The sequence below is a fragment of the Streptomyces sp. NPDC015032 genome, assembly GCF_043080425.1.
In the GTDB taxonomy this organism is placed as follows: Bacteria; Actinomycetota; Actinomycetes; order Streptomycetales; family Streptomycetaceae; genus Streptomyces.
Genome location: NZ_JBIBVN010000075.1, coordinates 1 through 14,942, shown reverse-complemented (window position 1 = coordinate 14,942; position 14,942 = coordinate 1). Strand labels below are relative to the sequence as shown.

The following is a 14,942-nucleotide window of genomic DNA, read 5'->3' as shown; positions in this document are numbered from 1 at the left end:
CCCTCATCGAGTGGCAGGCCGACTGGCTGCGCCGCGGGCTGCCACTGTCCGGCAAGCCCACCAAGTTCCAGGTCCGCGACGGAAGGTTCTGATCCCCGTGTCCCGTACGCCCGCAGCCGCGACCGCGCCTGCACCCGGCCCCGTAGCCGCAACCACTTTCAAACCCGTACCCTCCTCGGCGGCCGCGGCAGCCCCGGCACGCACTCCGATGGACGTGCTCGCTGAGGGAGCCGTCATCCCCGCTCATCCACTCGCCCTCGGCGCCGACCGCAAGCTCGACGAACGTCGGCAACGCGCACTGACCCGTTACTACCTGGCCTCCGGCGCGGGCGGCCTCGCCGTCGCCGTCCACACCACCCAGTTCGAGATCCGCGAACCGGGCATCGGCCTGCTGGCACCGGTCCTCGAACTCGCCGCCGAGACCGTGCGGAACGAGGCCGGCCACCCCGTCGTCACCGTCGCCGGGGCCTGCGGCCACACCGCGCAGGCCGTCTCCGAAGCCGAGCTCGCAGCCTCCCTCGGCTACGACGCCGTGCTCTTGAGCCCCGCCGTGCCCGGCGCCGACGAGAAGGGGCTGCTGGACCGGGCCCGTGCCGTCGGCGAGGTGCTGCCGGTGATCGGCTTCTACTTCCAGGAGGCCGTCGGCGGCCGTTATCTCTCGCCGTCGTTCTGGAGCTCATTCGCAGACCTGCCGAACACCGCGGCCATCAAGATCGCGCCCTTCGACCGCTACCGCACCGCCGATGTCGTACGGGCCGTGGCGGCCGCCGATCGCTCCGACGAGGTCGCCCTGTACACCGGCAACGACGACGACATCATCGGCGACCTGCTCACCCCGTACGAGACCAAGGGTATTCGGCGGTGGTTCGCCGGCGGGCTGCTCGGCCAGTGGGCCGTGTGGACCGGCTCCGCCGTCACCCTCCTCGATCAGGTCCGGCGGGCACGCGCCGGTGACCACGACGCCATGGTCGGCTGCCTCGCCCGCCGTCCGGAGCTCACCGACGCCAACAGCGCTGTGTTCGATGTGCGCGGCGGATTCCGCGGCTGTATCGCGGGTGTCCATGAAGTGCTGCGTCGCCAGGGCCTGTTGGAGGGCATCTGGTGTCTCGATCCGAAGGAGGTCTTGTCTCCCGGCCAGGCCGAAGAGATCACCCGGGTCGCCACGGCCTACCCCTGGCTCACCGACGACGACTTCGTCGCGGAGCACGTCGATGACTGGCTCTCCTGACCCGGGGGCGGCCCGCCTGCCGCGGGTCGTCGTCGCCGTACCCCCGCACCTTCGTGAGCAGTTCTTCACCCCCGCGGTGTGGCAGAGCCTCTGCGCCGCGGCGCAGCCGGCCGTCCTCGACGAGCACACCGACCGGGACGCACTCGGTGCGGCGCTGCCCGGTGCCCGTGCCCTGATCACCGCTTGGGGAACGCCCCGCCTCAGCGAGGAACTCCTCGACGTCGCTGACCGACTGGCGATCGTCGCCCACACCGGATCGGCGGTCGCCCCGTACGTCACCGAGGAAGTCTTCCGGCGTGGGATCCTCGTCACCCAGGCCGGTGACGCGATGGCACGCCCGGTCGCCGAGGTGGCCCTGGCGTTCACCCTCGCCCTGCTGCACCGCATCCACCGCTTCGACCACGCGCTGCGCGGCGGAGCCGACTGGGACGAGGCCGGCCAGGCCCCGCCGCGGCACGAGATCCAGGGCTGTGCGATCGGCGTCATCGGAGCGTCCCGCACCGGTCGTGCGTACATCGAGCTGGCGAGGGCACTGGGGGCACAGGTCGCGGTCACCGACCCGTATCTGACGGCCGAGGACGCACAGCGGCTCGCGGTACGGGTGGTGCCGCTGGACGAACTGCTCCGTGGCAGCCGGATCGTCGCCGTGCACGCGCCTGCCACCGCCGAGACCCGGCGCATGCTGGGTGCGCGCGAACTGGCGCTGATGCCCGACGGCGCCGGTCTGGTCAACACCGCCCGTTCCTGGCTCGTCGACGAGGACGCGCTCCTCGCCGAGGTGTCATCGGGCCGTCTGGACGCTGCGATAGACGTCTTCGACACCGAACCACTGCCGGTCCGCCACCTGTTCCGGAAACTGCCGAACGTTCTGCTGACCCCTCATCAGGCGGCGGGCACCGCCGAGTGCCGTCAGCGGCTCGGCGCAAGTGCCGTGGAGGAGGTGCTGCGGTTCCTGCGCGGCGATCCACCTTTGCACTTCGTGGGGCCGGACGCACTGGCTCGCGTCCTTTGATCACTCGATCGCGCGTCCGCACCGCGGCCCAGGCCGCGCGGGCCGAATACACCGGAACAGCGCCGGCCAAGGACGATGTCCTGGACCTGCGCGCGCTGGGCCAGCGCGCCCGCACACCGGCAGGGCGACGGCGCCCGACGAAGACTTCGTCGGGCGGGGCGATGCTCCGCACACCGTGCGTGGAGGAGGCTGGCCTTCAGCCATGGCGGGCCGGACTCCCCCCTTTCGGTGATCATTCCCGCAGTCGCGGCCATCACATGAAGCGACGAAGAACCGATCCACCAGTAAGAAGCCGAAGCGGCGCACCAACGCCGCCGTACGTCGGTTCGGCGGGCCGGGGGACTGGCAGGAGCTGCGGATTCTGTACGAGGCGCGGATCTCCGGCGGGCGCTGCGGAACGAGACCAACGGGTCCACCGATTTCGCCGCCTGGCATCCGCTCGGCTCCGTGCCCTCCCTCGACCATGTCGAGCTGGTCGACATCGGACTGCAACTCTGGCGCGACCGACCCGCGTTGGGTCGCTCGTACCTGACCGATCCGGCGAACGGCTGAAAACGGCTCAACCGCCACGACCGGCTCAACCCGCCGCTCGCCTCCCGCGGTCCCCTCCCGTGACTGCAGTTCACGATCACGGGAGCCCGCATGCCAGCCGCACGTACCGTCCGTACCCTCCTCGCCGCCGGACTCGTCGCCGGGATCACCGCCACCGCGCTCGCCACGCCCGCCGTCGCCGCCGCGCCGCCGACCAAGCCGTCCCACGCCGCCACCCAGCAGGCACTGGACGCGGCCGTCGCCGAGGGCGTGCCCGGAGCCGTCGCGCAGGCCCGTGACGGAAAGGCCCGTTGGGTCGGCACCGCGGGGGAGCGGAAGGGGGACGACCGTTTCCGGGTCGGATCCATCACCAAGACCTTCACCGCCACCGTCCTGCTCCAGCTTCAGGCCGAGGGCCGGCTCGACCTCGACGACCCGGTCGAGAAATGGCTGCCCGGTGTGGTGCGCGGGCACGGGCACGACGGGCGGAAGACAACCGTCCGCCAGCTGCTCAACCACACCAGCGGCATCTACAGCTACACCGAGGACCCGGCCTTCCAGGAGAAGGTCTTCGGTCCCGGCTTCCCGCAGCACCGCTACGACACCTGGACCCCGGAGCAACTCGTCGCCGTCGCGATGGCGCACGAGCCCGACTTCACCCCCGGGACGGACTGGAACTACTCCAACACCAACTTCGTGCTGGCCGGGATGGTCGTCGAGAAGGTGACCAGACGTCCTTACGGCAAGGCGATCGAGAACCGGATCGTCAAGCCGCTCAAGCTGCGCGCCACCTCCGTGCCCGGCACCGACTCCCGTATGCCCGAGCCGAACTCCCGCGCCTACTCCAAGCTCTCCCGCGAGACCGGCGGGCCCACGTACGACGTCACCGAGCTCAATCCGAGCATCGCCGGCGCCGCCGGCGAGATGGTCTCCGACGCGAACGACCTGCAGACCTTCTACCGTGCGCTGCTCAAGGGCCGGCTGCTTCCGGCGGCCGAGATGAAGGAGATGACCGACACCGTCCAGATCTCTCCCGACCTGCCCGGCGTCGGCTACGGGCTCGGTCTCATGCGGCAGAAGCTGAGCTGCGGCAAGGAGGTCTGGGGGCACGGCGGCGGCATCCACGGGTCCCATTCCGAGGCCCAGGCCACCCGGGACGGGGAGCACTCCCTCGCCGCGAACTTCAACGCCGATTGGACTGGTGACACCCAGAAGCTGATCGAGGCGGAGTTCTGCGGCACGGCCCCGGCGAAGCGGTAGCTGTCAGCGGGGCAGGACGACCACGTAGGCGGGCTGCCCAGCGCTCACTCACGAGGCCCTTTCCCTCCGCCGGGGAAGGGCCTCGTCATGATCCCCTGATGCAACGGCGCGGCCCGAAGGCCGACCGCCCCTGTACCCCGGGCCAGGCCGCTGATCCGGGGCACAGGGGGCTGGGGTGAAAAGCTGATCACGGGATGCCGCCGTCCGCGTATCCGATGCACCGGGCCGGGGTGCTCGCTCTTCCCGCAGGCCTCCTCTTCCTTGATAATGACCCTCAACTGTCTGGCCTTGGGGGGCTTTGTGTCAGATCGTGGTTCCGCTCCTGTTCCGCCCGCCATGCGCAGAGTCGCTCGGGACTTCGAACTAGGGTCGCGCCAGGGGCTGGCGTGGACCGAGCCCAAGCGCTTTCCGTGGATCGTGGTGCTGCTGCCGACGCTGGTCGGGCTGCCGGTGCTCCGGCTGGGGATTTCGGCTGCGGTGGAGGGTCAGCGGAGCGACGGCGCCTGGTACTACGGGCTGCCGCTGCTCATTCTGGGGGCTGCCATGGTCGCCGCGGCCGGGTACTTCCTCTTCCTCGCGCTCACCAGACGGCAGGCGCAGGTCTGGGTGGGCCACTACCAGCACGGCATTGTCCGGGAGGTCGCCGGGCACGTGCCGGAGGCATACTCCTGGGACGAGATCGACGGCATCCGACGGCGCGGCACCAAAGTGACGAACGGGATCATCAGTGCCACCACACACGAGCTCTGGGTGTGTCCCCGTGAGGGCGCCGAGATCACGGTGAGTGACGCGTACAAGGGGGTTGCCCGGTTCACCGATGAGCTGGACAAGACATTCACACGTGTACGGCTGCCGCAGGACAGCGACCGGCTGAAGGCGGGCGAACGGGTCGACTTCCTCGGGGCCCACCTCGATCCCGCCGGTGTCGGGTACCTCGACCACCGGCTCGGCTGGCGTGAGGTCGAGCGGGTCACGGTGAAACACGGCTGGCTGGAGATCCATCGGCACGGCGATGAAAAGCCGTGGGCCAGACTCCCTGTGGAAATGGTCCAGAATCTGTCGGTCTTCCTGGCCCTCGCCACAAGGATGCGCCAGGAGGCGGCCGGGAAACGGCCGCGATCAGACGATCCGGTCTGATCCGGCGATGGCCGGCGCTCCGGCAACAGGTTCGGCCAGCTGCCGGGCGAGGAAGAACGCCGGCTGTGGGGCTCGGGCGTCGATCGCCGCGTGATGCGTACGGGCCCTCCCGTTTCTGGCGTCATCGGGCCGGAGGCGGCCGGCTACTCACCGCCTTTGCCGCATCGGGCTTCCCCCCGGCAGAGTACTCGCGCCACCAGGTGCCGCCGCATGCCGCGTCGAACCGCTCCAGTGTCCGCTCAACGGCACCCGCGCACCGCCTGGATCAGACGCATAACCGGCGACGAGTCAGGCGTCGGCCTCCGGCCGCCCGGTTTGCCGGGCGGCCGAACCGGGTCAGCACCGGGGTGATGGCGGGCAGGGGCGGCGGTCAGCGGCCTGTCACCGGGTAGTGACGGGGTCGCCGAACTTGAGCAAGGTCGCCTGCAACCTGAGAGGTTTCAGCGAGTTGCCGGCGGACAGTGGGAACGGAGCTGCATCGCGGCGGTCAGAACGGGCCGTGGAGGCTGCCCAGCCTGTCCGTCAGGCGCAGGTTCTCGGAGTAGTCGACAGGGCAGGCGATCACGGAGACCGTGTCGTCGTCCAGGGCGCGGCGTAGCACGGGCAGCAGCTGGTCGGCGGCTTGAATCGTGTGGCCGCGGGCGCCGAAGCTCTCGGCGTAGGCAGCCAGGTCCGGGTTCGTGAACCGGGTATGGCTGTGGCGGCCGAGTTCGAGTTCCATCTTCCAGGTGATGAGCCCGTATTCCTCGTCCACCAGCACCAGGACCACTAGCGGGATGCGCTCGCGGACGGCGGTCTCCAGTTCCTGGGAGTTCATCAGGAACGAGCCGTCACCCATCATTGCCAAGACTCTCCGGTCCGGCCGGGCGAGTTTGGCGGCGATCGCGCCGGGCAGCGCGAAGCCCATGGTGGACAGGCCGTTGGAGACCAGGCAGGTGTTCGGCTCGTAGGTTGGGTACAGACGTGCCATCCACATCTTTCCCGCGCCGGTGTCGGCGAGCACGATGTCGTGGCGGTCCAGGGCGGTGCGGACGTCGGCCACCACGCGCTGCGGCACGAGCGGGAAGGCGTCGTTGTCGCGGCCGTACCGGAGTTCCTCGTCGAGCAGCGTGCGGATCTTCGCGCTGGTGCTCGGCTCGTAGGTGAGGCTCTCGGGCAGTACGGCCGCGAGTGCGTCCAGCGACTGTGAGGGATCGCCCTCGACGCCCACGGTCACCGGGTAGTGGGCATCCACCTCGGCGGGGAATCGGTGCAGGTGCACGACCCGCTTGTCGCCGTTCGGGTTGATCTTGACCGGGTCGAACTCCTGGATCTCGTAGCCCACGCAGACCAGCACGTCGGCTGCGTCGAACCCGAAGTTGCTGAAGTCGTGGCGCATGAAGCCGACGGCGCCCAGAGCGTTGGGGTGGTCGTCGGGGAAGACCCCCTTGCCGTGGAACGTGGTCGCCACCGGAACGTTCAGCCGTTCGGCGAACCGGACGAGGGCAGTTGAGGCGCCGGCCCGGGCGGCACCGTGGCCCGCCAGCACCACGGGGCGCCGTGCGGACGTGAGCACCTCGGCGGCCCGAGCGATCTGTGAAGGTGACGGCGCATCGGCATGCACCGCGTCGATCTGCAAAGGCGCGAGCGGCTGCGTGGAGTGTTCGGCTTCGATGTCCTCCGGCACCGCCAGGAATACCGCCCCGGGGCGTTCGCTCTGCGCGGTCTTGAACGCCTTGCGTACCATCTCCGGCACCGCGTCCGGACACTCGATCCGGGCCGCCCATTGGGTGACGGGAGTGAACATCGGCACCAGATCGATGACCTGGTGCGACTCCTTGTGGATGCGGCGAAGCGAGCCCTGGGCGGCCAGGGCCACCATCGGCGTGCTGTTGGTCGTCGCATCCGCTGCGCCGAGCAGCAGATTGATCGCGCCGGGTCCCAGCGTGGCCGAGCACACCCCGGCCCGGCCGGTCAGCCGCCCGTAGATTTCCGCCATGAACGAGGCCGCCTGCTCATGGCGCACCACGACATACCGGATCCCTGAACCGTTGAGCGCGTCGACGAAACGGATGTTCTCCTCACCGGGAATCCCAAAGACGCACTCCACGCCCTCGGCGCGCAGACAGCGCACCAACAGATGTGCCACGTCTTCTGCATCTGCCATGCCCCGCGACTCCGTCGCGCCGTCGATGCCCATAACACGAACGTAGGGGCGCCCAGGCGCCCTCGGCCACCCATCGACAGCCGGCCGGGGGACTTGTGACCGAGTGACATGCGACAGGTAGCGACTCTCCCCGGCGCTCCGACATTTCAGGGACCATTCGGACGCTGCACGATGGCGCCGCACCCGACCGGGCCGCACGCTGGACGTGGATGCGCCGCCGTTCAGGACGCGGCAGAGGAGTTCAGGGAGGACCGTGTGGCCGCTTCGTCGCCCACCACCGACGTACCACCCGCCCGATACGACGACCTGCGGGCGCTGGTGATCAACTGCACCCTCAAGCGGTCGCCGGAGCGCAGCAACACCCAGGGGCTGATCGACCACAGCACCACGATCACGGACGCACAGGGAGTGCACGTCGATGTAGTGCGGGCCGTGGACCACGACATCGCCACCGGTGTGTGGCCGGACATGACCGAGCACGGCTGGGCGACAGACGCCTGGCCCACTCTCTACCAGCAGGTCCTCGCGGCGGACATTCTGGTGCTGGCCGGCCCGATCTGGCTGGGTGACAACAGCTCCGTGATGAAACAGGTCATCGAACGCCTCTACGGCTGCTCCAGTTTGCTCAACGAAGCCGGTCAGTACGCCTACTACGGACGGGTTGGCGGCTGCCTGATCACAGGCAACGAGGACGGTGCCAAGCACTGTGCCATGAACGTCCTCTACAGCCTGCAGCACCTGGGATACACCATCCCGCCGCAGGCGGACGCCGGGTGGATCGGAGAAGCGGGCCCTGGCCCCTCCTACCTCGACCCCGGCTCGGGCGGTCCGGAGAACGACTTCACCAACCGCAACACCACCTTCATGACCTGGAACCTGCTGCATCTGGCCCGCGTGCTGAAGGACCTGGGCGGCATCCCCGCCTACGGCAACCAGCGCACCGCCTGGGACGCCGGCTGCCGCCACGACTACGAGAACCCCGAACACCGCTAGTTCCCCAGGGCCTGTCCTGAGTCGTGATCAAGGTGTGGGGCGGAGGCTGCGTATCCAGATCACCGCCCCGCGCAGGTGGAGGCCGGCGAGGTAGCTCTCGGGTGTCTTGTCGTAGCGGGTCGCGCGATGCCTCGCTGTTGCTTCAAGCGGTTGAAGCAGCGTTCGACCACGTTGCGCTGCTTGTAGAGTTGCTTGCCGAAGGCTGGCGGGCGTCCGCCTCGGCTGCCGCGTCGGAGCCGGTTGCGGATCTGGCCGGCCCGCTCCGGGACGGTGTGGCTGATGCCGCGCCGTCGCAGCCAGGTGCGGGTGGCTTTGGAGCTGTGGCCCTTGTCGCCCAGGACATGGGCAGGCCGCCCGCTCGACTTCACCGTGACGGGCGGGAACACCAACGGCCGCACCCAGTTCACCGCCGTGATGGAAGCGATACGGGTGCCCCAGATCGGTCCGGGACGGCCCGGAGCATGCCCTCGAACGTGCCGTCCAGGTTCCACCGGCGAAAGCGGGTGTGCAGCGTGGCCCACGGGCCGTACCGCTCGGGCACGTCCCGCCAGGGCACCCCGGTGCGGAACTTCCACACGATCCCGTTGAGCACCGTACGGTCATTCAGCCGCTTCTGGCCCCGCAGTGACACCGGCAGCAGTGGCCGGATGAACTCCCGCTCCACATCGGACAGTTCATGGCGACGTATCACCCGACCTTGATTCACTATTCGAGATCATTCGAGGGCACCGCGCCCAGCCCCCGGGGGGCATCGCCGATTTTTCCGAAGCAGCGATAGGGCGCGATCTGCGCACTCAGGAACATCCGTGTGGCCTGCATCACATAGTGCTGGCGTGGTGACGCTGTCTCATGTTTCTCTCTAGATGTTCTGATGTCCAACATTTGGAGGTCTTTGATGGAGGGGCTGCGGCAGCCGCGCCGGGCGTCGACTCTGGCCGCGCAAGTCGCTGACCAGCTGCGGGAACAGCTGGCGTCCGGGCGGTGGCCGGTGGGGACACGGATCCCGGGCGAACAGGAACTGGCCGAAACGCTCCAGGTGAGCCGAAATACCATTCGCGAAGCATTGCGAGCACTTGTCCATCTCGGCCTGCTGGAGGCACGAGTCGGGGATGGTACCTACGTCCGGGTCACCAGTGAGCTGGAGGCGGTTCTACTGCGCAGGGCGGCCGCCACGGCGCCGGCGGACGTCCTGGAACTGCGGGCCGTTCTGGAGGAGCACGCCGCCGGACTGGCCGCCGAACGACGATCGGAATCGGACACCGCTCGGCTGCAAGAACTCCTCGCCGCGGCCCGCGAAAGCAACCGCTCGGGATCGATGGCACAGGTCGCCGTCGCCGACGTCGCCTTTCACCTCGCAGTCGTCCAGGCCAGCGGCAACGAACTGCTCGTGGAGCTGTACGAACACCTGGGCAGCGCCCTGTCAGCTCTCCTGACGGTGCTGCCATGGGATGACGACGTTGCTGCCAAGCACGATCACTGGCACACCGCACTCGTCGAGGCGATCAGCGCAGGCGATGTGGTCGCTGCCCGCCATGCGGCATCCATGTTGGTGCACGTGACCGCCCGGCTGGCCGCAGGGCAGGACAGTGCGGTGGAACGGGACCGGTCGGCATGCGAGTGAGCAACTCCCACCACTCCCTGTACCAGGCGAGGCAGACTGCGCCGGGCAGGCGGTCCACGGTGTGGCTGCTGCTGGGCGTCTTGCTGGTCGCGGGGAACCTGCGCGCCGCACTGACCGGCGTGGGGCCGTTGCTTCCCAGCATCGAGAAAACGACCGGCCTGTCCGGCGCCTGGGCCGGGTTGCTCGGCACTCTTCCGCTGCTGACGTTTGCCGCCACCTCCCCGTTGGTCGGCCGCACCGCGCACCGCTACGGGGCACCGCAGGCTCTGGGCGCCTCGCTGACAGTGCTGGCAGCCGGGCTGCTGGTGCGCTCCCTGCCCGGGGCGGTCTTCCTGTGGGCGGGCACTGTGGTGGTCGCAGCCGCGATCGCCTACGGCAACGTACTGCTGCCCTCGGTCGTCAAGAGCACCGTGCCAGAGGACCGGATCGGCCAGGTGACCGGCCTCTATGTCACCGCGATGGGCCTGCTGGCCGCCGTGTCGTCCGGGGTGTCGGTCCCGCTGGCCGACCATCTGCCCGGCGGATGGCGCACCGCCCTGGGCTGCTGGGCCGTGCTGGCCGTGCTGGCCTTCGTGGTGTGGGCGCCGCAGCACCGGCGTACGGACTCTCCGGCACCAGCACGTGCGTCGCGAGAGCGCATCCCCTGGCGTTCCTCCCTCGCATGGCAGGTCAGCGGCTTCATGGGGCTGCAGTCACTCGGCTTCTACACCACGATCGCCTGGCTGCCCAGCATCGTGCACGATCACGGGGTGGGGGAGGCCGCAGCCGGATGGCAGTTGTTCCTCTTCCAGATCATCGGCCTCCTCTCCAGCAGTGCGCTCCCCCTCCTTGCCCGCAGGTGGAAGGACCAGCGGATCCTGGCAGCATCTGCATCGACGATCGGCGCCCTGGGCTTCGCCCTGCTGGCGGTAGCCCCCCAGTGGGCCGTCGTATCCAGCGTGCTCACAGGCTTGGGAGGCGGAGCGTGCCTGGTCCTGGCCCTGACCTTCCAGGGCCAGCGTGCGGCGGACGCATCACAGGCGGCCGCCCTGGCCTCGATGGCCCAGTCCGTCGGATACCTCGTGGCCGCCGCAGGGCCGCTCCTCCTCGGCGTCTTGCACGACCTCACCGGCGGATGGACGCTGCCACTCCTGCTGCTAGTTGCCCTGACTCTCATCCAGGCCGTCGTCGGCTTTGGCGCAGGCCGTGACCTGCGTCTGCAAGCCACCTCGCGAACTCACACACCTGCACACACCGGAGAGTGACTGTCATGACCATGACCGCCCCCTTCAGCTACCTCGACACACCGACGGCAGCACCGCTGTCGATCAGCGAACTCATGCCCGGCGTCTACAACCTGCTGGAATACGCCGCAGTCGCGGCGGGCGAGCAAGTGCTGATCCTGGCCGAGCACGGCACCGACCCGGTGGTCATCCAGGCCATCGCGGCGGCGGCCGCCTACCGCAACGCCGAGGTGCATGTACTGTCCCTGCCGCCGTTCAGCGCCGGCGGGTGGGACGCCGCAACGCCCTCACCGCTGCCGGCCTCCGCACACGCTGCCGCCGACGTGGTGATCTCGCTGACCTGGTGGGGCGAAGTGCACACAACTCAGCTTTTCTTCAACGAGATCGCCAAGCAAAAGGCACGGTTCGTCTCACTGCACCAGACAGCGACCGCTGCGGCGCTGGCCACCGGGGCGCGGTTCCCACTTGAGCTGTACTTCGCGCTGGAGGCCAGGGCATACGCCCGGATCACTGCGGCCCAGGAAATACGGGTAACCACCACCCTGGGGACAGACGTGACCTTCCGCGCCTTCACCACCCCCGGTCACCCGAGCACCCCCCTCACCAGCGGCATGTGGCGGCCCTTTCCTTACGGAGGCGCCAATTTCTACCCCGACCAGACCGACGGTGTCGTCGTGATAGAGGAGTCCACGGTCACAGGTGTACCCGCCGAGCGAATCACTCTCAAGCTGGCCGGCAACCGCGTGACCGCCATTGAAGGAAGCGCGGCTGCCGCCGAACTGCGCCGCTACGCACCGAACGGCTACTACATGCGCCACGCTCTCATCGGCCTCAACCCCAAGGTACGGTCCGCGGGCGGCACCCAGTTCGAACGTGAGAAGCATGCCGGAGCGTTCTACTTCGGCCTCGACGGCCTCACCACACAGGGCACGATCGACCGCAACGGTCCCGGACACGCGCACTGTGACTGCCAGTTCGATGCGCCCACCATCACCCTCGACGGCGAGCGTTTCGTCGACAACGGTCACCTGCTTCTCCTCGATGATCCGGAAATCCACCAACTCGCCCAGAAGTTCGGTCCCGCAGAGGTCCTCCTCAATCCCAATCCGCGGCTCGTCCTGCCGCCGCGCTACAGCCGCTGACCCGGCTGCGGCTAGGAGCGTGGGTCGGTAACGAGCAAGCCGTCGAGGGTTGGTGGCCGGATCTCTGGCGGTCTGGGGTTGTCGGCGGTGTCGGGGCGGGTGCGGGGTGTGGTTGCTGTGGAGGGTGATGCTGCCGCCCGGGCGCTCAGGCTCGGGCGGCGGCCAGTCCGGGCGTTTTGACCTGCCCGGAGATCTTTCGCAGGTTGTGGCATGCGGCGAGTAGCCGCCATTCGGCGCGGGCGCCTGCTTCGCCGCGTAGCAGGAGCCCGCGGCCGTCTTGGCAGGTCGTGATCTGCCCGAAGACGGGTGCGACGATGGCTTTGCGTTGGGCGTAGGCGGCGCGTCCGGGTTTGGTGTGCAGTTTGCGGGCCATGCGCTCGCGCGCCGTGGCGTCGGCCGGGATGCGTCCGCGCGGGGCGGGGCTGACGCGTTCGTCGTGGGGCAGACGGCCGGTGGCCATGAAGGTGTCGGTGCCGTGTTCTTCCTTGCGCTCGGCTGCGGCCTGAAGGTTCGCCGCGGAGCAGTAGCCCGCGCCGAGGAGCGCCTGACATGCGTGGATTCCGGTGTTCGCGGCGGATTGGCCGAGCATGCCGGTGTAGTTGAGTGCGACGGCGGGGTCGGTCGTGACGTCGGCGGCGGTGACGATCTGGTGCGCGTCGTCCACCACGGCCTGGGCGTTGTATGCCTGGATGAACGCACCGGCCCCGTTCTTCATGATGCGCGATTCGGGGTCGGTGAAGTTGGCCTGCGCCTTGTCCTTCGGCCGCGCGGTTTCGGCCGCCAGGCCGCCGACTTCGGCCACCGCCTCGGGTTCGTCGGTCCCGGCACGCTTTTGGCGTCGCCGCTCCTTGTCCCCGGCGTGCTTGCGGGCCTTCTCGGCGGCCTCGGCCTCGATCTGCGCGCGGGCGGTCTGCAACCTGGCCAGGCGCTTTTCCCTGCAGTCGAGTTCGGCGGGCAGGGCTGTGTCCTTGCCGTCGGGCCCGAACCGCTCGTCCTCGACGGCATCGAGAGCCTCGGCATCGGCCGGTAGTCCGGCCCCGCCCCCGCGGCCAGACAGCGGAAGGCCACATCATCGGTGCACTTGCGCTCGATCGCCCGCGACGAGCGCACTCCGGTGGTGTACCCGTAGATCAGCAGCCGGACCATCAACCGCGGGTCATACGGCGGAAACCCGCGCTTCTCGGTGCAGGACGCCAGGATCGGGCCCAGGTCGAGCGCCTCGTCGACCAGTTCGGCCACGAATCGGGCCAGATGCCCCTCGGGCAGCCACTCATCCAGTGACGGCGGCAGCATCAGCATCTGATCGGGGACGAACGCCCGGAAGGTCTTCTTCACCGCCACCGTCGGCGCGGTCTCCGGCTCCACCACCGCCGCCGGATCCACCTCGAACAGGCCATCCCCACCAGACACACCGGGATCCTCCCATCTGGAAGATCACGAACAGGAGGCGGCGTCAAACTCAATCACCTGATCGACTGCCCAGATCCGCGGACAACGCCGCGTAGATGTACTCGCTGCCCCAGCGATCCCCGTCGAGGTCGTTCTCGACCAGGTGCGCCTCCCGGCGCATCCCGAGGCGCTCACAGACCCGCACAGACCCGGTGTTCTCCACATCCAGCCGTGCGTAGAGCCGGTGCACGCCCAGCGTGTCGAAGGCAAACCCGGCCAGCGCCGCGGCCGCCTCGGTCGCGTAGCCGTGCCCCTGGTGACCTGGGTCGAGAGTCCAGCCGATCTCGGCCTGGGCGGCGCGGGCATCGGCCAGGGCGAGGCTCACCTCGCCAAGGACGCCGGGCACATCGCGTCGGCAGACAGCGAGCGCCAGCTTGTCCCCGTCGGCGCGCCAGGCCGTCTGCGCCGCGCGCTCGGCGGCAACCTGCTCGCTGCGCTCACGCGTGTGCGCCGGCCGGTACAAGTAGCGCGCCACGCTCGGCAGGCTCTGGTAGGCGTACAGGTCGTCGGCGTCGCCGGGAGTGAACAGACGCAGCGACAACCGGGGCGTGGTCAACGGCAGCAGCGAGGCGATGTCCATGCGGACCTCCGGGACGCGGATGTGGATCAAGTTGCGGACTGATTTTCGCATCACGACTGCCCGGCAGCCACGCCTTTTCAAGAGCAGCGCTCGGCAGCCGCACTTCACCACGAGGCGCGGCATTCCAGGAGTTGTTTAACTGACCCACGCTCCTGGTTCGAGGAAGGCGTACGGACGGAAGACCAGCTCGATGAGTATTGGTTCGCCGCCGGCCGGATCGATCGTGTAGCCCTTGGTCCCCAAGGGAAGGACCGTGGGCCTCACCCTGCTGCAGGGCCTCGAGGTAGGACGCGTGCCGGGGCAGCATGTTGGTGACCAGGGGTGGATCGAAGCGGTGGACCGCCTGGACGTGCACCACGGTCGCGGGGATACCCACCAGGCAGGTATCGTCCGGCCTCAGTGCAGTGTCCCGGGAGTGGTGCGGGCGCCGGTGTGAGGGGCAGCAGCCCAGGTTGTCCTGTCACAGACCGCAGACTGCACCTTCCCTGTCGACGGGCCTGGCGGGGCACGCCCGCGCCCCCGACGGGGGTTTTCAACTGCTGGGCATCGAGGTCGGGTAGGTGAGCGTAACCATGTGCGAGTGAGTGTCGTTGTCAGGGCGTGAATCTGACGGAGTGGGC

General features: G+C 69.0%; 10 protein-coding genes and 3 pseudogenes. 9 read left to right on the top strand and 4 right to left on the bottom strand.

The genetic code is table 11. The features are described 5' to 3' along the window. The first annotated feature begins 208 nt into the window (after positions 1-208). The 5 genes and pseudogenes from ACF08M_RS40425 to ACF08M_RS40405 all read left to right on the top strand — a co-directional run bounded on the left by ACF08M_RS40425 (position 209) and on the right by ACF08M_RS40405 (position 5,168). On the top strand, positions 209-1,228 hold the full coding sequence (locus ACF08M_RS40425; RefSeq protein ID WP_392190302.1) for a dihydrodipicolinate synthase family protein: 1,020 nt from the start codon (positions 209-211) through the stop codon (positions 1,226-1,228). Next, positions 1,212-2,240, top strand: coding sequence for a hydroxyacid dehydrogenase (locus ACF08M_RS40420; protein ID WP_392190301.1), 1,029 nt, complete (start codon positions 1,212-1,214; stop codon positions 2,238-2,240). The genes ACF08M_RS40425 and ACF08M_RS40420 overlap by 17 nt, the downstream gene beginning before the upstream one ends. A gap of 346 nt (positions 2,241-2,586) precedes the next feature. Then, positions 2,587-2,792: pseudogene (locus tag ACF08M_RS40415) on the top strand (NUDIX hydrolase); the annotation flags it as partial. Between the two features lie 90 nt (positions 2,793-2,882). Further along, entirely contained in the window at positions 2,883-4,031 is a 1,149-nt protein-coding gene (locus ACF08M_RS40410; RefSeq protein WP_392190300.1) for a serine hydrolase domain-containing protein, read from the top strand. 336 nt (positions 4,032-4,367) lie between these two features. Further along, entirely contained in the window at positions 4,368-5,168 is an 801-nt protein-coding gene (locus ACF08M_RS40405) for a DUF6585 family protein (protein WP_392190299.1), read from the top strand. Between the two features lie 487 nt (positions 5,169-5,655). Here ACF08M_RS40405 and ACF08M_RS40400 read toward each other — a convergent pair whose 3' ends face one another. Further along, positions 5,656-7,314, bottom strand: coding sequence for an acetolactate synthase large subunit (locus tag ACF08M_RS40400; RefSeq protein ID WP_392190298.1), 1,659 nt, complete (start codon positions 7,312-7,314; stop codon positions 5,656-5,658). Between the two features lie 255 nt (positions 7,315-7,569). Here ACF08M_RS40400 and ACF08M_RS40395 point away from each other — a divergent pair, with 255 nt between their 5' ends. Then, positions 7,570-8,307, top strand: coding sequence for a flavodoxin family protein (locus tag ACF08M_RS40395; RefSeq protein ID WP_392190297.1), 738 nt, complete (start codon positions 7,570-7,572; stop codon positions 8,305-8,307). Between the two features lie 27 nt (positions 8,308-8,334). On the opposite strand, the pseudogene ACF08M_RS40390 reads toward ACF08M_RS40395, so the two are convergent. Then, positions 8,335-8,998, bottom strand: a pseudogene (locus ACF08M_RS40390) (transposase). A 180-nt stretch (positions 8,999-9,178) separates the two neighbouring features. Between ACF08M_RS40390 and ACF08M_RS40385 the strand changes: the two are divergent. From ACF08M_RS40385 to ACF08M_RS40375, 3 genes are read left to right on the top strand one after another with little or no spacing between them, the layout of a single operon-like run. Next, complete coding sequence (locus tag ACF08M_RS40385; RefSeq protein WP_392190296.1) at positions 9,179-9,928, top strand: FadR/GntR family transcriptional regulator; 750 nt, start codon at positions 9,179-9,181, stop codon at positions 9,926-9,928. Next, positions 9,919-11,172 (top strand): CynX/NimT family MFS transporter, encoded by a 1,254-nt coding sequence (locus ACF08M_RS40380; RefSeq protein WP_392190295.1) that lies wholly within the window; start codon positions 9,919-9,921, stop codon positions 11,170-11,172. The genes ACF08M_RS40385 and ACF08M_RS40380 overlap by 10 nt, the downstream gene beginning before the upstream one ends. 5 nt (positions 11,173-11,177) lie before the next feature. After that, positions 11,178-12,293, top strand: coding sequence for a hypothetical protein (locus ACF08M_RS40375; protein WP_392190294.1), 1,116 nt, complete (start codon positions 11,178-11,180; stop codon positions 12,291-12,293). A 145-nt stretch (positions 12,294-12,438) separates the two neighbouring features. Here ACF08M_RS40375 and ACF08M_RS40370 read toward each other — a convergent pair. Together ACF08M_RS40370 and ACF08M_RS40365 are read right to left on the bottom strand one after the other, a co-directional pair. Next, positions 12,439-13,685: pseudogene (locus ACF08M_RS40370) on the bottom strand (transposase). 67 nt (positions 13,686-13,752) lie between these two features. Beyond that, on the bottom strand, positions 13,753-14,322 hold the full coding sequence (locus ACF08M_RS40365) for a GNAT family N-acetyltransferase (protein WP_392190293.1): 570 nt from the start codon (positions 14,320-14,322) through the stop codon (positions 13,753-13,755). Between the last annotated feature and the right edge of the window lie 620 nt (positions 14,323-14,942).